We start from the raw sequence: 17720 nt of genomic DNA on the forward strand, positions 1-17720 counted from the left end.
CGCTCCTGCGTTAAGGGCTAAAAGTTACCGCTGCCATAATAAAAAAAGGCTGGATAAACATCCAGCCTGATTTCACACATTTAGCGTAATCGACCGCGCGCCAGGTTGAGCCGAGACTCGCTAATCTGCATCGCGTTCTGGCTAACGTGGCAATGGGTAATGGCAATTGCCAGCGCATCAGCGGCATCCGCCTGTGGATTGGCGGGCAGTTTTAGCAGGGTCCGCACCATGTGCTGCACCTGGCTTTTATCTGCCCCACCGTTCCCCACCACGGTTTGCTTGACCTGCCGCGCGGCGTATTCAAACACCGGCAGATCCTGGTTCACCGCGGCGACAATCGCCACGCCGCGCGCCTGACCCAGCTTCAGCGCCGAGTCGGCGTTCTTCGCCATAAACACCTGTTCGATGGCGAAATAGTCCGGCTGGAACTGAGTGATAATCTCCGTCACGCCCGCGTAAATGAGCTTCAGGCGCGACGGCAGATCGTCCACTTTTGTACGGATACAGCCGCTGCCCAGGTAGGTTAACTGACGCCCGACCTGGCGGATAACGCCATAACCGGTGATGCGTGAGCCCGGGTCAATACCGAGAATAATCGCCATCACGCCGCTCCGGTTATCGGTTTACGTTGGGCCATTACAGAGTAGCCGCAACCTCGTCGGAGATTTCACCGTTGTGATAAACTTCCTGCACATCGTCGCAATCTTCAAGCATGTCGATCAGACGCAGCAGTTTCGGTGCGGTTTCCGCATCCATATCCGCTTTGGTGGATGGGATCATGGTGACTTCGGCTGCGTCGGCTTTCAGGCCAGCGGCTTCCAGCGCATCACGCACGGCACCCATCTCTTCCCATGCGGTATAGACGTCAATCGCGCCGTCGTCATAGGTCACAACGTCTTCAGCACCGGCTTCCAGCGCCGCTTCCATGATCGCGTCTTCGTCGCCTTTCTCGAAGGAGATCACGCCTTTCTTGCTGAACAGGTACGCAACAGAACCGTCGGTGCCCAGGTTACCACCGGTTTTGGTGAAGGCATGACGCACTTCGGCCACGGTACGGTTACGGTTGTCGGACAGGCATTCAATCATCACCGCCGTGCCGCCAGGACCGTAACCTTCATAAATGATGGTTTCCATGTTCGCGTCTTCATCGCCGCCTACGCCACGGGCGATAGCACGGTTCAGGGTGTCACGGGTCATGTTGTTGCTCAGCGCTTTATCGATCGCTGCGCGCAGACGCGGGTTAGAGCCGGCATCGCCGCCACCCAGACGAGCTGCGGTAACCAGCTCACGAATGATTTTGGTGAAGATCTTACCGCGTTTGGCATCCTGTGCCGCTTTGCGGTGTTTGGTGTTGGCCCACTTACTATGACCTGCCATAAAAAACTCTCCAAAAAGCGCGCCCTTTCAGGCGGCGTTAATTACAAATTCTTCAATCGCCTGCCGGTTACTCCACGACTTGGTTAACGCTGCGGCTTCGGCTGCATTAACCCAGCGGTAGGTCAAATGTTCGGTGAACACGATCTCCCGCTCGTGGGGAAGCGCAAGGCAGAACCAGGATTCTGTATTGCGTTCGGTCCCCGGCGCATAGCGATGACGTAAATGGCTAAAGATTTCAAAATCCACCGTGCGCTGACAGTCCTTCAGGGTCAGTTGCTCGCGAGCAACATCAATGGCGACCTCTTCCTTTACTTCACGCGCGGCGGCCTGCAACGCGGTTTCACCCTCCTCCAGGCTGCCGGTAACCGACTGCCAGAAGGCGGGATCGTCGCGTCGCTGCAACATCAGCACCCGCTTCGTGTCTTCTGCATAAATGATCACTAACACGGAAACGGGAAGCTTATATGCCATATCAGTTTTTCTCTTCCTTTTTCACCACTTCGATACCCAGTTCGCTCAGGGAAGCCGGGTTAGCGAAGCTTGGCGCTTCGGTCATCAGACACGCAGCGGCGGTGGTTTTCGGGAAGGCGATAACATCACGAATGTTGTCGGTGCCGGTCAGCAGCATGGTCAGACGATCCAGACCAAACGCCAGACCTGCGTGCGGCGGTGTACCGTACTTCAGGGCATCCAGCAGGAAGCCAAACTTCTCGCGCTGTTCCTGTTCGTTAATGCCCAGAATACCAAATACGGTCTGCTGCATGTCGCCGCTGTGGATACGCACGGAACCGCCGCCCACTTCGTAGCCGTTGATCACCATGTCGTAGGCGTTAGCGACGGCCTCTTCCGGTGCCGCTTGCAGCTCTGCCGCGCTCATCTCTTTCGGGGAGGTGAACGGGTGGTGCATCGCGGTCAGACCGCCTTCGCCGTCGTCTTCGAACATCGGGAAGTCGATAACCCACAGCGGCGCCCATTTGGCTTCGTCAGTGAGGTTCAGATCTTTGCCCAGCTTCAGACGCAGTGCGCCCAGCGCGTCGGCAACCACTTTCTTGTTGTCCGCGCCGAAGAAGATCATGTCGCCGTCCTGGGCTTCAGTACGCGCCAGAATGGATTCAACGATCTCAGCATTCAGGAATTTCGCCACCGGGCTGGTGATGCCTTCGATGCCTTTCGCGCGCTCGGTGACTTTGATGTAAGCCAGGCCTTTCGCGCCATAAATTTTGATGAAGTTGCCGTAGTCGTCAATCTGCTTACGGCTTAAGGCAGCACCGCCAGGTACGCGCAGCGCGGCGACGCGGCCTTTCGGATCGTTAGCCGGGCCAGAGAAGACCGCGAACTCCACGCCTTTCAGCAGGTCGGCAACGTCCACCAGCTCCATCGGGTTACGCAGGTCTGGTTTGTCAGAGCCGTAGCGACGTTCCGCTTCAGCGAAGGTCATGATTGGGAAGTCGCCCAGATCCACGCCCTTCACGTCCAGCCACAGGCTACGGACCAGCGCTTCCATCACTTCACGCACCTGCTCAGCGGTCATGAAGGAGGTCTCGACGTCGATCTGGGTAAATTCTGGCTGACGGTCAGCACGCAGGTCTTCGTCACGGAAGCATTTCACGATCTGATAGTAGCGGTCGAAACCGGACATCATCAGCAGCTGTTTGAACAGCTGAGGGGACTGTGGTAGCGCGTAGAATTTGCCTTTATGAACGCGGGATGGCACGAGGTAGTCACGCGCGCCTTCCGGGGTCGCTTTGGTCAGCATCGGGGTTTCGATATCGAGGAAACCGTGATCGTCCATAAAGCGGCGCACCAGGCTGGTGATTTTCGCGCGGGTTTTCAGGCGATCGGCCATTTCCGGGCGACGCAGATCAAGATAGCGGAATTTCAGACGCGCTTCTTCGGTGTTGACGTGGTTGAAATCCAGCGGCAGTGAGTCTGAACGGTTAATAATGGTCAGATCGGTCGCCAGCACTTCGATTTCGCCGGTCGCCATGTCGCTGTTGATGTTCTTTTCGTCACGCGCACGCACGGTACCGGTCACCTGGATGCAGAACTCATTACGCAGTTCAGCTGCCAGCTTTAACGCATCGGCGCGGTCTGGATCGAAAAACACCTGCACGATGCCTTCGCGGTCGCGCATATCGATAAAGATAAGGCTGCCAAGATCACGACGACGGTTGACCCAACCACACAGGGTCACCTGCTGTCCGACGTGGGACTGACGCAGCTGCCCGCAATATTCTGTACGCATGAGATATCCCTTAACTTAGCCGCAGGCTACAAGGTCGCAGCTTTCTGTATATCAAACTGGATGAAAAAAGGCGGCTATTATACTGGAAATTCCGCCAGACGATAAGAGAGAAGCGCGCCAGACGCGCGTTTGCTGCTCGCATCTTGCATATTCTCACAAAATTTAACAAAAATATCAGACCTGGAACATGCTGGCTCAGCGTAAGGTATTAGCAAGGCTAACTATTTAACAGGAATAACCATGTTCACTCTCGACGCCGCCCGTACCTCCCTTGTGGTGATTGATTTACAGGAAGGGATCCTGCCCTTTGCCGGTGGTCCGCATACCGCCCAGGATGTGGTCAGCCGCAGCGCACGTCTGGCCGAAAAATGCCGCGCCAGCGGATCGCCCGTGGTGATGGTGCGCGTGGGCTGGTCCGCCGATTTCGCCGAGGCGCTGAAACAGCCGGTGGATGCCCAGGCGCCCGCCCATGCCCTGCCGGAAAACTGGTGGCACTACCCGCTGTCTCTCGGCAAACGCGATAGCGATATCGAGGTGACCAAACGCCAGTGGGGCGCATTCTACGGCACCGATCTGGAGTTACAGCTGCGTCGTCGCGGTATCGACACTATTATTCTGTGTGGGATCTCCACCAACATTGGCGTTGAGTCCACCGCGCGTAACGCCTGGGAGCTGGGCTTTAATCTGGTGATCGCCGAAGACGCCTGCAGCGCGGCCTCGGCCGACCAGCATCTCGGCAGCATGACCAATATCTTCCCGCGCATTGGCCGGGTACGCAGCACCGACGAGATTATCAGCGCACTATGATCTATCTGGGGTTACCCCAATGGTCGCATCCGAAATGGGTGCGGCTGGGGATTACCGGTCTTGAAGAGTATGCCCGCCACTTTAACTGTGTGGAGGGCAATACCACGCTGTACGCCCTGCCTAAACCTGAGGTAGTGGCGCGCTGGCGGGATCAGACCGGCGATGACTTCCGCTTCTGCTTTAAATTCCCGGCCACCATCTCCCATCAGGCCGCGCTGCATAACTGCGATGATTTAACCGCCGAGTTTTTCACCCGACTGTCGCCGCTGGCCGACCGCATCGGCCAGTACTGGGTGCAGCTGCCTGCCACCTTTGGCCCGCGCGATCTGCCCGCGCTCTGGCAGTTTCTCGACGCCCTGCCCCGGGAATTTACCTACGGCGTAGAGGTCCGTCATCCTGAGTTCTTTATGAAAGGCGAAGCGGAGCAAGCGCTTAACCGCGGCCTGCACGAGCGCGGCGTCAACCGGACGATTCTCGACAGCCGTCCCGTTCATGCCGCCGTTGCGCATAACGAAGCCATCATCGAAGCGCAGCGCAAAAAACCGAAGGTGCCGGTGCATGCGGTGATGACCGCCAGTAATCCGATGGTGCGGTTTATCGGCAGCGACAATATGCCGCAAAACCAGGCGCTGTTTGCCGTCTGGCTGCAGACCCTGGCGAAGTGGGAACTGACCGCCACCCCCTATCTTTTTTTACATACTCCCGATATCGCCCAGGCGCCGGAACTGGTCGATGCTCTCTGGCAGGCCTTGCAGGCCGTGGCGCCGTCCATTGGCGATGCCCCCACTATTCCGCAGCAATCTTCTCTTTTCTAATCTCAGCCCCTATCATATGAAATGCCATCTGCCAAAAAACAGGGAGTTTGTATGGTTTGCGCGCTGTATGCGGTGCTGGGTGCGTTACTGTTAATCAAGTTTTCGTTCGATGTTGCGCGCCTGCGGATGTTGTACCGCGTCTCTTATGGCGACGGGGGTTTCTCTGAGCTGCAAACCGCGATCCGCATTCACGGCAATGCGGTGGAGTACATTCCGGCGGCGCTGATTTTGCTGTTGTTTATGGAAATGAACGGCGCGGAGACCTGGATGGTGCATGTCTGCGGCCTGCTGCTGATCCTTGGACGCCTGATGCACTACTATGGCCTCCATCAGCGCCTGTTCCGCTGGCGTCGTTCCGGCATGAGCGCCACCTGGTGTTCGCTTGTGCTAATGGTGCTGGCTAACCTGTGGTATATGCCCTGGGAGTTGGTTTTCTCCCTGCATTAGCGCACAATACGCCCCTTTATTTTTCCCGGATTTTTACGTTATGTCAGATCGCGACACGCTTTTTTCTGCGCCTATCGCCAGTCTGGGCGACTGGACCTTCGATGAACGGGTGGCTGAAGTCTTCCCGGATATGATCCAGCGCTCGGTCCCCGGCTACTCCAATATTATCTCCATGATCGGCATGCTGGCTGAACGTTTTGTTCAGCCGGACACGCAGGTCTACGATCTGGGATGCTCGCTGGGCGCAGCCACGCTGTCGGTTCGTCGTAACATCAAGCACGACGGGTGCAGCATTATCGCCGTGGACAACTCTCCGGCGATGGTCGAACGCTGCCGCCGTCATATCGACGCCTGGAAAGCGCCGACCCCGGTAGAGGTGGTCGAGGGCGATATTCGCCATATCGAAATTAAAAACGCCTCCATGGTGGTGCTGAATTTTACCCTGCAATTCCTGGTGCCCGAAGATCGTCAGCTGTTGCTGGACAAAATTTATCAGGGGCTGAACCCCGGCGGCGCGCTGGTGCTGTCGGAAAAATTCAGCTTCGAAGATGCCACCGTTGGCGAGCTGCTGTTCAACATGCATCACGATTTCAAACGCGCCAACGGCTATAGCGAACTGGAGATCAGCCAGAAGCGCAGCATGCTGGAGAACGTGATGCTGACCGACTCGGTTGAGGCCCATAAGGCGCGTCTGCACAAGGCCGGCTTCGAGCACAGCGAGCTGTGGTTCCAGTGCTTCAACTTTGGCTCGCTGGTGGCGCTGAAGGGCGGTGACGCATGATTGATTTCGGTAACTTTTATCAGCTGATTGCCAAAAACCACCTCTCCCACTGGCTGGAAACCCTGCCCGCGCAGATCGCCGCCTGGCAGCGTGAGTCGCTGCACGGTCAGTTTAAGCAGTGGAAGAATGCGGTAGAATTTCTGCCGGAGATGACGCCGTATAAACTCGACCTGCTGCACAGCGTGACCGCCGAGAGCGAAGAGCCGCTGAGCGAAGGCCATAAGCTGCGTCTTGAAAATCTGATGCGTAACCTGATGCCGTGGCGCAAGGGGCCGTTTTCGCTGTACGGCATGCAGATCGACACCGAATGGCGTTCAGACTGGAAGTGGGATCGCGTCCTGCCGCACCTCTCCGATTTAACCGGGCGCACCATTCTCGATGTCGGCTGCGGCAGCGGCTATCACATGTGGCGCATGATTGGCGCTGGCGCGCATCTGGCGGTGGGTATCGACCCAACCCAGCTGTTCCTCTGCCAGTTCGAAGCCGTGCGCAAGCTGCTTGGCAACGACCAGCGCGCGCACCTGCTGCCGCTGGGCATTGAGCAACTCCCTGCCCTGGCGGCGTTCGACACCGTCTTCTCAATGGGCGTGCTCTATCATCGCCGCTCCCCGCTGGAGCACCTCTGGCAGCTGAAAGATCAGCTGGTCAGCGGCGGCGAGCTGGTGCTGGAGACGCTGGTGGTTGAAGGGGATGAGAACACCGTCCTGGTGCCGGGGGATCGTTATGCCCAGATGCGTAATGTCTACTTTATTCCGTCGGCGCTGGCGCTGAAAAACTGGCTGGCGAAGTGCGGTTTTGTGGATATCCGCATCGCGGACGTTTGCGTTACCACCACCGAAGAGCAGCGCCGTACAGAGTGGATGACCACCGAATCGCTGGCCGAGTTCCTCGACCCGAACGACAGCAGCAAAACGATCGAAGGTTATCCGGCCCCGGTCCGTGCGGTGTTGATTGCCACCAGGCCGTGATTTTTGCCGGGTGGCGGCTTCGCCTTACCCGGCCTACAAAACAACATCTGCCATTTTATCCGAAATATTTCGAGTTGCAGCAAGGCGGCAACGCAGCGAATCCCCGGGAGCTTACATCAGTAAGTGACCGGGGTGAGCGAGGCAGCCAACGCCGCTGCGGCTTGAAATATGAAGGATAAAGGATAAAAAAAGGCCCCTGTTGAAATTGCAGGGGCCTGGTACAAACAAGCATCACATTGGGCGACATGATGCGCGGTAAAAACTGGTTTTAGCGGCGATACTGCTCGATTATCGCCTTCATTCGGGCTACCGACTCTCCCTCTACGCCATAGCGGGAATATTCATCCGCTTCAGCATCCGTCGACATCGACAACCCTGTATTGCGATAGCGCATGGGTGATGGCCACCATTTCCCGGCCGAGCTGTGAAGCTCTTCAACCCCTGCCTGTAAAAACGTCTCCAGGTTGGCGGCGCGAACGCCAGCACCCGCCATTATTATTGGAACACCTGATTGCGCTTTTAGTTCCTTAATTAATGAAATACCTTTTTCAGCAGACGACTGCTGGCCGGATGTCAGCACACGCGCCACCCCCAGTTCCGCCAGCTTTTCAAAGCCTTGCTGCGGATTGATGCACATATCGAAGGCACGATGAAAAGTTACCGCCATCCCCTGTGCGGCGGCCATAATCTGGCGCATACGCGGCATATCGATGTCGCCGTCCTCATTCAGCAGGCCGGTCACCAGCCCCGGATACCCCAGCTCTTTCACAAGGGCGATATCCTCGAGCATGGCGTTAAACTCGCCGCTGCTGTAGCAAAAATCCCCGCCGCGGGGCCGGATAATCGGGTGAACCGGAATACGCACCGCCTGACGCACCGATTTCAGTACGCCATAAGACGGGGTCAGCCCGCCCTCTTTCGGAGCGGCACAGAGCTCAATACGATCGGCACCCTGCTCCTGCGCGGTCAGGGCACACTCCATGCTGTAACAACAGATCTCAAGCAATGCCATAAAGCCTCCTTATTCTTCGCTGGCGACAATCTGCTCGATTGTCCAGGGGTGAAACTTCACCGTCACGTTGCCGTCGGTCACCGCCAGGGTGGGATTGGGTAGACGCTCATGCTCCCCTTTTGGCGAACTGGTTTTCACAAAGATCCCGGGCTGGCTTAACCCCTCGTCAGAGAGCAGCGCCAGGGCGCGGGCATTCAGGGTATCCGGGTCGCCGGGCAGGACGATTTCGATATGCTCCCAGCCTTCGTGCGGGTAGCGTTTTTCACCCGGCCAGGGCAGCTCGACCACAGTAAAGCGCCAGTGGTCGACGCACACCGGCTCGTGCAGCTTAAACAGGCAGATGGGACGGCCATTGATGATGTTTTCCGAGAGAAGCTCGCTGCACTGCTCAAACCCGCGCCGCCAGCGTTCCGCAGTGGCGTTCTGGTGGCAGCGCAGGGAGATGTGGTCCGCCGCGAGCGGGGCGATATCCAGACCCAGGCGAGCGGAAAGCGCCGTAAAGGCGTCGGTGAAACGCGGTAAATCGGCTGCAATGTCCTGCAGCTCGTCAACAGATTGCCAGTTCGCCATCGTTAATACTCTTATCGTCACGCAAAAGCGTTAATTTACTCTGTTGCCCGCCTGCGACCAACCGCTGATTTGAGCCAGTGCTGACGGCAACGGGCAATTGCAGTATACTCCCGGCCTAATTTCTTTAACTGATGCGACAGCATGATGGTTGCGTCAAAAATGTAAGGTATCCCGGTGAATATTCAGGCTCTTCTCTCAGAAAAAGTCAGTCAGGCACTGATTGCTGCAGGCGCACCTGCAGACTGTGAACCGCAGGTTCGTCAGTCAGCGAAAGTACAGTTTGGCGACTATCAGGCCAACGGCGTGATGGCAGTGGCTAAAAAACTGGGCATGGCGCCGCGACAACTCGCAGAGCAGGTCCTGACACATCTGGATCTCAAGGGTATCGCCAGCAAAACCGAAATCGCCGGTCCGGGCTTTATCAATATCTTCCTCGACCCGGCTTTCCTGGCGCAAAACGTGGATGCCGCGCTGCAGTCCGACCGTCTGGGCGTGGCGCAGCCGCAGGCTCAGACCATCGTTGTCGACTACTCCGCCCCGAACGTGGCGAAAGAGATGCACGTCGGCCACCTGCGCTCCACCATCATCGGTGACGCCGCGGTGCGCACCCTGGAGTTCCTCGGCCACAACGTGATCCGTGCGAACCACGTCGGCGACTGGGGCACCCAGTTCGGCATGCTGATCGCCTGGCTGGAGAAACAGCAGCAGGAAAACGCCGGTGAGATGGCGCTGGCGGACCTCGAAGGCTTTTACCGCGACGCGAAAAAGCACTACGACGAAGACGAAGCCTTCGCCGAGCGCGCGCGCAGCTACGTGGTGAAACTGCAGGGTGGCGATGCCTACTTCCTCGAGATGTGGCGCAAGCTGGTGGACATCACCATGTCTCAGAACCAGATCACCTACGATCGTCTGAACGTGACCCTGACCCGCAAAGACGTGATGGGTGAAAGCCTCTACAACCCAATGCTGGCCGGTATCGTGGCCGATCTGAAGGCCAAAGGCCTGGCGGTCGAAAGCGAAGGCGCGACGGTGGTGTTCCTTGATGAGTACAAAAACAAGGAAGGCGAACCGATGGGCGTCATCATCCAGAAAAAGGATGGCGGCTTCCTCTACACCACCACCGATATCGCCTGCGCCAAGTATCGCTACGAGACGCTGCATGCGGATCGCGTGCTCTATTACATCGACTCCCGTCAGCACCAGCACCTGATGCAGGCGTGGACTATCGTGCGCAAAGCGGGCTACGTGCCGGATTCCGTTCCGCTGGAACACCACATGTTCGGCATGATGCTGGGTAAAGACGGCAAGCCGTTCAAAACCCGCGCAGGCGGCACCGTGAAGCTGGCGGATCTGCTGGATGAGGCGCTGGAGCGTGCCCGTCGTCTGGTAGCCGAGAAAAACCCGGACATGCCTGCTGACGAGCTGGAAAAACTGGCCAACGCCGTCGGGATCGGTGCGGTGAAATACGCGGATCTTTCCAAGAACCGTACCACCGACTACGTTTTCGACTGGGATAACATGCTGGCGTTTGAAGGTAACACCGCGCCGTATATGCAGTATGCCTATACCCGCGTGCTGTCTGTCTTCCGTAAAGCTGACATCGATGAAAGCGCGCTGGCCCAGGCGCAGGTGACCATCACTGAAGATCGTGAAGCGCAGCTGGCCGCGCGTCTGCTGCAGTTCGAAGAGACGCTCTCCGTGGTCGCCCGCGACGGTACGCCGCACGTGATGTGTGCCTACCTGTACGATCTGGCTGGCCTGTTCTCTGGCTTCTATGAGCACTGCCCTATCCTCTCTGCCGAGAGCGAAGCGGTTCGCAACAGCCGCCTGAAGCTGGCGCAGCTGACGGCGAAGACCCTGAAGCTGGGTCTGGATACCCTGGGTATCGAAACCGTAGAACGTATGTAACATCTTTACCCGGGTCAATGCCTGATGGCGCTACGCTTATCAGGCCTACAAACCCGGTAATGAAAACAATAAACCCGGCGAAAGCCGGGTTTATTGTTTTGTAGCCCCGGTAAGCGCAGCGCCACCGGGGAATTTCCACCAGATCAGAAGAATTTCCGCAGATATTCCGTCAGACACAATATCGCCATCGCCTGACCGTACGGCATCGAGGTCAACGGGATCTGGCGATAGAACTCCAGATCGCTACCCATCCCGGTCCCGAACGAGGTTTGCAGGAGCTCACCTTCCGGGGAGATGTTTTTGACAATCCCGCGAATGGCTTTTTCGGCCACCTCAGCATACTCCGGCCCCACGTAGCGCTTGCGCACCGCTTTCAGGATCCCGTAGCTGAACCCTGCCGTGGCGGACGCTTCCAGGTAGGAGTTCGGATCGTCGAGCAGCGTATGCCACAGGCCGCTCTCGTCCTGGCACTTCGCCAGCGCGGCAATCTGCGCATTCAGCACCTGCACCAGATAACGGCGCACGGCGTTGTTTTCCGGCAGATCCACCAGTTCGAGGAAATCCGGGATCACGATAGTCAGCCAGCTGTTGCCACGCGCCCAGCGGGCGTTTGCAAAGTTATGCTGACCGTCGTAACTCCAGCCGTGGAACCACAGGCCGGTCTCCCTGTCCATCAGGTTCTGCACGTGCAGCAGGAACTGATACACCGCCTCTTCCACATACTCTGGCTTGTTGAGCAGTTTGCCAATTTTCGCCAGCGGCAGGACGGTCATCATCAGGGTGTCGTCCCACATCTGCTGGTGGTTCTCTTCCGCCAGGGTGATGTGCTGCATGCCGCCATGATCGGTGCGCGGCATCTCGTTCATCGCCCACTCGGCCCAGCTCTCCAGCCACGGCAGCCAGGCCGGGTTGCGCGTCTCTTCATAGCGATACGCAAGGGTCAAAAACGGTGACATGGTGTTGACGTTTTTGGTGGTGGCCCCTTCGGCAAAGCGATCGGCAAACCAGCTGTCGATGATATCGCGCATCGCGTCATCCCCGGTCTGGCAGTAATACTGCCAGATACCGTAGAGACCGACCCCGTGGGTCCACTCCCAGCCCGCCCAGCCTTTGGTGTCGATTACCCGCCCGTCGTCCAGCCGCAGTAAAAACTCGCCGGTTTTATCGTGAATGTTCACCAGGTTATGCGTCACTTTTTGGATCAGCGTTTTCAGCTCATCTCTTGCGATAAAACGCTCTGGCTGACGCAGTAACGGGCTATGTTTGACAGGCCAAACCTTCATAATCTTAACCTCTGTTGTATGTCGAATTCAGTGGAGCACGTTCTTTCAGGGACGGTGCAGCGGGCTTATTACGATTCAGATAACCGATGTTGTTGTTACCCCACAGGCAGTCGTAAGGCATACCGGCCAGCATCTCAACCGTGGCGCGGGCCTGCGGTGTCGCGGTCTCCGGCATTGCCCGGCCAGACTCACGCATTTTGGCCGTCTCTTCACGCAGCGTGCTGTGCGTCTGTAAGTTCAGCTTGAAGCGCAGCGACACCAGGAAGCCGCAGATCAGCACCAGGATAGTGCCCACGCTCAGGATCATCAGAATGGTGTGGCTGACCCCTTCCGGCTGCACCTTCTGGCCGCTCACGAAGCCGGACATCTGCATCACAATCCCCACCAGCATGATGGCACCCGCCTGGGAGGCCTTACGTGTCAGGGTCATGATCCCGGCGAAGATCCCTTCACGGCGCTGGCCGGTGATGACTTCATCCACGTCAGCAATGTAGGTGTAGGTGTTCCAGGGTACGTAGTTGATCCCGCCGCGGCCCAGACCCGCCAGCGCAGAAACCAGCAGCAGCAGCGCGTAGATGTCGCTCATGCCTGCGTAATAGAGCCCGGCGTAAGACATGGAGGCCAGACCAAACAGCACTACCACCATGCGGTACGACGGCGCAGGTCCGAAGCGGATGCACAGCGGGATCATGGCGATAACGGCGAGGAACTGGAAGATAGCCATGGTGCCCAGCAGGTTGGAGGCCATAGAGGCTTCCTGCATCAGGACGAAGACCACGTAATAGGTGAAGACGGCGTTGAACACGTCCTGGGCGATATAGCCCCCGAGGTACATCCCCAGGTGCTGGCGGAAGATTTTGATCCGCAGGGTAGAGCTCAGCTCAACGAACAGACGGTTCAGGCTCTGGCCAAGGGTCAGCTTTTTCTTCTCCTCTTCGGCGCGCAGCGCGGCTTCGCTCCACTCTTCCCGCGGACGTTCCCAGGTTAAGAACCAGACGAAGGTCAGCATCAGGGCGCAGAGCACCGAGAACACCAGGCTGGCGTAGAAGAAGGAGACGGCGTTGTCTTTACCGAAGTGGGTCAGGAGAATACCCGGCAGGAAAGAGGCCAGAATCGCCGACATCTGCGCCATAGAGATACGCGCGCCGGAGAATTTGGTTTTCTGTTTGAAATCGTCGGTCATCTCCGGCACCAGCGTTTCGTACGGGACCAGAATCATGGTGTAGACGATATCGAAGATCAGATAGGTCAGCAGGTAGTACCAGAAGCCCATATCCCCGACCCACATCAGCGAGTAGCTGAAGACGCACGGGATACCCAGCAGGATAAAGAACTTACGGCGGCCAAAGCGTTTGCCAAGCCAGGTGGTGCCAAAGTTATCGGTCAGGAAGCCCATCAGCGGACTGACGACGGCATCAAGCACCCTTGCCGCCGCGAAGATGAAGGTGGCCTCAATCGGCGTAAGGCCGCAGAAGGTCGTGTAGAAATACAACAGCCAGGCAGCGGTCAGCGCTGTGGTTCCCGCCCCGAGAAAATCGCCCGATCCGTAAGCAAGATAGTTCGCGAGTCCAATTTTACGTGTTTTCATTACCGTCGACCCTGTAAGTTTCAGATGACTCCCGGTTAACCCGGAGCTAACGGGAGTGACTACAGGGTTACAGTAAGAGTATCGCCATCGGGATACCTTTCTGTTTCTGCCATCACGACGGGGCAACTGGCAAAAATGCAAAGAGATTTACTACGCGTGTCACTCTTTTATAAAACAGCGTTTCTCTTGCTTCAAAAGGCGGGGTCAAAAATGAGAGCCAGTCATCAGAATGGCCTGATAACTGGCGAAAAAGCGGGCGTTTAGCGGTAATTCACAATCACTTCGTTGCGCTGGACCTTCAGGGCGGGGATCAGGCGACCGCCGCCGGGGACTTCCCAGATAAAGCGCAGCGGCTCTACGGCGGGCACGTTATTAAAGGCATTTGTCGTGCCGCTGGCCCCGTCCAGTTCGGTGCAGCGAGCCTGGGAGCAGAGCCGCACCCTAAGCCCGGCGGGGATCGGGCCATTAAGCTCGTAGCGCCAGGCCACCAGGGTCATCAGGCCAGACACCGGCTGCTTCGCCGACAGCGGGCGTGACGATGCCGCCACGCCACGGTTGGTCAGGGTCAGGCCGATACTGCTGTCCTGCCATGCCCCCTCCCCTGCGGCCTGAGCCATCATCGGCAAAACCAGTAACCAGAGTAATTTACGCATCACTGGCCTCCAATGCTGGCGGTCATGCGGATGTGGCGATTGTCCGACAGCTCCATATTCGACAGCACCACCAGCTGTGTCAGGCTGCGGCGCAGGAAGCGCGAGAGCAGCGGACGCAGGGCGTGATTGACCAGCAGCACCGGCGGTGCGCCGAGCATCTCCTGGCGCTGTAACGCCTCCTGGGTTTGCGCCAGCAGACGATCCGCCAGCCCCGGCTCCAGACCGCCGCCGCCCTGCAGCGCCTGCAGGAGCAGACGTTCAAGCGGCGTGTCGAGGCCAATAACCTGCACTTCGCCGGTGCCCGGGAACCACTGCTGGGTGATGGCCCGACCCAGGGCCACGCGCACCACCGCTGTCAGCTCGTGCGGATCGTTTTGCAGCGGCGCATGTTCGGCCAGGGTCTCCAGAATGGTACGCATATCGCGGATCGGCACTTTCTCGTCGAGCAGGTTCTGCAGGACCTTGTGCAGCGTGGTCAGGGTCAGGACGCCTGGCACCAGATCTTCGGTCAGCTTCGGCATCTCCTGGGTCACGCGATCGAGGAGCTGCTGCGCCTCCTGGCGACCAAACAACTCTGCCGAGAACTGACCGATCAGGTGGTTAAGGTGCGTTGCCACGACGGTACTGGCTTCCACCACGGTATAGCCCTGGATTTGCGCCTGCTCTTTCAGGGCGCTTTCGATCCAGATCGCCGCCAGGCCAAAGGCCGGGTCGATGGTCTGTTCGCCCGGCAGCGTCCCCGCCGCGGTGCCTGGGTTAATCGCCAGCCAGCGCCCCGGATAGGCGTCACCGCTGCCGATCTCGACTCCTTTCATCAGGATACGGTAGCGCGCAGGAGGCAGATCCATATTGTCGCGGATATGCACCACCGGCGGCAGGAAGCCCATGTCCTGGGCGAATTTTTTACGGATACTGCGGATACGCCCCAGCAGTTCGCCGTCCTGCTGGAAATCAACCATCGGGATCAGGCGATAGCCCACTTCCATGCCCAGGGAGTCTTCCAGCTGAACGTCATTCCAGGTGGCTTCCACCGCCTGGGTGTTTTCCGGCATTTTAACCGGTGCAGGCTCGCTCTTCGGTTTGGTTTCGCGGCCACGTATCCACCAGGCCAGCCCCAGCAGCGCGGCGGTAAACAGCAGAAAGACGAAGTTCGGCATGCCCGGCACCAGGCCCAGCAGACCGAGAACCCCCGCCGACAGCATCAGCACGTTCGGGTTGGCGAACAGCTGAGTCACCATTTGCTCGCCGACGTCCTGATCGGTGGCGACGCGGGTCACGATCACACCGGCTGCGGTGGAGATCACCAGCGCCGGGATCTGGGCGACCAGGCCGTCACCGATGGTCAGCAGGGTGTAGCTCTCTGCCGCCTGCCCCATCGCCATCCCGTGCTGGAGAACCCCAACCAGCAGGCCGCCCACCACGTTGATCACCATGATCAGGATCCCGGCGATGGCGTCGCCGCGAACAAACTTACTCGCACCGTCCATCGAGCCGTAGAAGTCCGCTTCCTGGGTCACTTCGGCACGGCGTTTTTTCGCTTCATCTTCGCCAATCAGACCGGCGTTCAGATCGGCATCAATCGCCATCTGTTTACCGGGCATCCCGTCCAGCACGAAACGCGCGCCAACTTCTGCGATACGCCCCGCACCTTTGGTGATCACCATAAAGTTGATGATCACGAGGATGATGAACACCACGATCCCGATGGCAAAGTTGCCACCCACCAGGAAGTGGCCAAAGGCCTCAACCACCTTACCTGCCGCAGCGCCGCCGGTATGGCCCTCCATCAGAATGATACGGGTGGAGGCCACGTTCAGCGCCAGACGCAGCAGCGTGGTGAACAGCAGGATCGTCGGGAAGGCAGCAAACTCCAGCGTGCGCTGGGTGAACATTGCCACCAGCAGCACCATAATGGAGAGCGCGATGTTGAAGGTGAAAAGCAGGTCGAGGATAAATGCCGGCAGCGGCAATACCATCATCGACAGAATTAGCAGGATGAGGATCGGCCCGGCCATAATCTGCCATTGGGTCGATTTCAGGTTGCTCGGCAAGCGCAACATTGCCACCAGATTAGCCATCAGAGTCCTTCTCGTTCATAAAATCCAGCGCGGCAGGCACCGGGAGATTCTCAGGTTTCACAGGCCGTTGACCGCCCGCCAGACGCCAGCGTTTCAACTGCCATACCCACGCCAGTACTTCCGCTACCGCGGCGTACAGCTGGCCCGGGATTTGTTGTCCAATTTCTGCATGCCGGTAGAGCGCACGCGCCAGCGGCGGAGCTTCCAGCATCGGAATACGATTTTCATTACCAATTTCACGGATGCGCAGCGCGATAAGCCCTGCCCCTTTCGCCACCACTTTTGGCGCGCTCATTTTGTCTTCGTCATACTGCAGCGCAACGGAGTAGTGGGTCGGGTTGGTGACAATCACATCCGCTTTCGGCACATCTTCCATCATCCGGCGACGTGCGGCGGCGCGCTGCATCTGGCGAATACGCCCTTTAACGTGCGGGTCGCCTTCCATCTGCTTATGTTCGTCACGAATGTCCTGGCGGGACATGCGCAGTTTTTTAATGTGGCTGTAAATCTGGAAGAAAACGTCAAAGCCAACCATCGGGATAATGGAGAGCACCACCAGCAGCGAACAGAGCCCCACCAGATTGAGCGCGTTGCGCATGGCGGTGAACGGTGATTCGCTGATCAGGCGCATCATCTCCGGCCAGTTGTGCCAGATAAAAAATCCCGCCACGCTGCCCATCAGCGTCGCTTTCATCAACGCTTTCAGCAGTTCGGCAGCGGTCTGGGCCGAGAACATCTTCGCGATACCGGGCAGCGGGTTCAGTTTAGAAAATTTAAACTGCAGCGATTTACCGCTAAACACCAGCCCGCCCAGCATCACCGGCGACACGATAGCCACCAGCACCACGCCGGTAATGAGCGGCAGCAGCGCGACCATCGCGCCTTTGATCAGCAGGATAATCTGGCTGAGGATCAGGTTAGGGTCGTTGACCATGCTGTGATCGAAGCGCAACCCGGCCGAGAGCATACCGGCCAGCCTGCGGGCAAGGGACTCCCCGCCTATCCAGATAATGCACACGCCAACTAATAAAATCAGCAGCGAGGTGAGTTCTCGGGATCGGGGTATTTGCCCGTCCTCACGCGCTTTTTCAAGTCGGTGGGGTGTGGGGGCTTCTGTTTTGTCGTCGCTGTCTTCTGCCACGGCAAGCATCTCGCAGGTAGAGGTCTGGACGATATGATGCCAAAGCC

Annotated in this window: 17 protein-coding genes; 6 read left to right on the plus strand and 11 right to left on the minus strand. The window is 58.1% G+C overall.

What is annotated here, in order from left to right:
• Positions 1-80: 80 nt before the first annotated feature.
• The 4 genes from ruvC to aspS are packed head-to-tail and all read right to left on the minus strand — an operon-like array spanning position 81 to position 3622.
• The gene (gene ruvC, locus K5I40_RS01390; protein ID WP_039030827.1) at positions 81-602 is read right to left on the minus strand and encodes a crossover junction endodeoxyribonuclease RuvC; all 522 of its coding nucleotides are present in this window, start codon (positions 600-602) and stop codon (positions 81-83) included.
• Positions 603-636: 34 nt separating this feature from the next.
• Positions 637-1377, minus strand: a complete 741-nt coding sequence (locus tag K5I40_RS01395; protein WP_039030828.1) for a YebC/PmpR family DNA-binding transcriptional regulator — start codon at positions 1375-1377, stop codon at positions 637-639.
• A gap of 27 nt (positions 1378-1404) precedes the next feature.
• Positions 1405-1848, minus strand: coding sequence for a dihydroneopterin triphosphate diphosphatase (gene nudB / locus K5I40_RS01400; protein ID WP_039030829.1), 444 nt, complete (start codon positions 1846-1848; stop codon positions 1405-1407).
• A gap of 1 nt (position 1849) precedes the next feature.
• The gene (aspS, locus tag K5I40_RS01405) at positions 1850-3622 is read right to left on the minus strand and encodes an aspartate--tRNA ligase (protein WP_039030830.1); all 1773 of its coding nucleotides are present in this window, start codon (positions 3620-3622) and stop codon (positions 1850-1852) included.
• A 240-nt stretch (positions 3623-3862) separates the two neighbouring features.
• Here aspS and K5I40_RS01410 point away from each other — a divergent pair, with 240 nt between their 5' ends.
• The 5 genes from K5I40_RS01410 to cmoB are packed head-to-tail and all read left to right on the plus strand — an operon-like array spanning position 3863 to position 7440.
• A complete protein-coding gene (locus tag K5I40_RS01410; protein ID WP_223073857.1) occupies positions 3863-4429 on the plus strand; it encodes a hydrolase in 567 nt (188 codons plus the stop codon).
• Positions 4426-5244 carry a DUF72 domain-containing protein gene (locus K5I40_RS01415; protein ID WP_223073856.1) on the plus strand — a complete coding sequence of 273 codons (819 nt, stop codon included), beginning with the start codon at positions 4426-4428 and terminating at the stop codon, positions 5242-5244. Before K5I40_RS01410 ends, K5I40_RS01415 begins: the two co-directional genes overlap by 4 nt.
• A 51-nt stretch (positions 5245-5295) precedes the next feature.
• Complete coding sequence (locus K5I40_RS01420; protein WP_138369354.1) at positions 5296-5691, plus strand: MAPEG family protein; 396 nt, start codon at positions 5296-5298, stop codon at positions 5689-5691.
• A gap of 40 nt (positions 5692-5731) precedes the next feature.
• On the plus strand, positions 5732-6472 hold the full coding sequence (gene cmoA / locus K5I40_RS01425) for a carboxy-S-adenosyl-L-methionine synthase CmoA (protein WP_223073855.1): 741 nt from the start codon (positions 5732-5734) through the stop codon (positions 6470-6472).
• Positions 6469-7440, plus strand: coding sequence for a tRNA 5-methoxyuridine(34)/uridine 5-oxyacetic acid(34) synthase CmoB (gene cmoB / locus K5I40_RS01430; protein ID WP_039030835.1), 972 nt, complete (start codon positions 6469-6471; stop codon positions 7438-7440). The genes cmoA and cmoB overlap by 4 nt, the downstream gene beginning before the upstream one ends.
• Before the next feature lie 268 nt (positions 7441-7708).
• On the opposite strand, the gene cutC is transcribed toward cmoB, so the two are convergent.
• Both cutC and K5I40_RS01440 read right to left on the minus strand, forming a co-directional pair.
• Entirely contained in the window at positions 7709-8452 is a 744-nt protein-coding gene (gene cutC / locus K5I40_RS01435; RefSeq protein WP_223073854.1) for a copper homeostasis protein CutC, read from the minus strand.
• Between the two features lie 9 nt (positions 8453-8461).
• Complete coding sequence (locus K5I40_RS01440) at positions 8462-9022, minus strand: VOC family protein (RefSeq protein ID WP_223073853.1); 561 nt, start codon at positions 9020-9022, stop codon at positions 8462-8464.
• Between the two features lie 174 nt (positions 9023-9196).
• Here K5I40_RS01440 and argS point away from each other — a divergent pair, with 174 nt between their 5' ends.
• Positions 9197-10930 carry an arginine--tRNA ligase gene (gene argS, locus K5I40_RS01445; protein WP_223073852.1) on the plus strand — a complete coding sequence of 578 codons (1734 nt, stop codon included), beginning with the start codon at positions 9197-9199 and terminating at the stop codon, positions 10928-10930.
• Between the two features lie 143 nt (positions 10931-11073).
• On the opposite strand, the gene K5I40_RS01450 is transcribed toward argS, so the two are convergent.
• From K5I40_RS01450 to flhB, 5 genes are all read right to left on the minus strand, one after another.
• Positions 11074-12213: a glycoside hydrolase family 105 protein gene (locus tag K5I40_RS01450; RefSeq protein ID WP_039030839.1), complete on the minus strand. Its 1140-nt coding sequence runs from the start codon at positions 12211-12213 to the stop codon at positions 11074-11076.
• Positions 12214-12217: 4 nt separating this feature from the next.
• On the minus strand, positions 12218-13801 hold the full coding sequence (locus K5I40_RS01455) for an MFS transporter (RefSeq protein WP_223073851.1): 1584 nt from the start codon (positions 13799-13801) through the stop codon (positions 12218-12220).
• A 260-nt stretch (positions 13802-14061) separates the two neighbouring features.
• Positions 14062-14454 (minus strand): flagellar protein FlhE, encoded by a 393-nt coding sequence (locus K5I40_RS01460; protein ID WP_138369356.1) that lies wholly within the window; start codon positions 14452-14454, stop codon positions 14062-14064.
• Positions 14454-16532 (minus strand): flagellar biosynthesis protein FlhA, encoded by a 2079-nt coding sequence (gene flhA / locus K5I40_RS01465; protein ID WP_138369357.1) that lies wholly within the window; start codon positions 16530-16532, stop codon positions 14454-14456. Before flhA ends, K5I40_RS01460 begins: the two co-directional genes overlap by 1 nt.
• Positions 16525-17673 (minus strand): flagellar biosynthesis protein FlhB, encoded by a 1149-nt coding sequence (gene flhB / locus K5I40_RS01470; RefSeq protein ID WP_039030923.1) that lies wholly within the window; start codon positions 17671-17673, stop codon positions 16525-16527. The genes flhA and flhB overlap by 8 nt, the downstream gene beginning before the upstream one ends.
• Positions 17674-17720 lie beyond the last annotated feature (47 nt).

It is taken from the genome of Leclercia sp. LTM14 (assembly GCF_023736175.1).
Classification (GTDB): domain Bacteria; phylum Pseudomonadota; class Gammaproteobacteria; order Enterobacterales; family Enterobacteriaceae; genus Enterobacter; species Enterobacter barmai.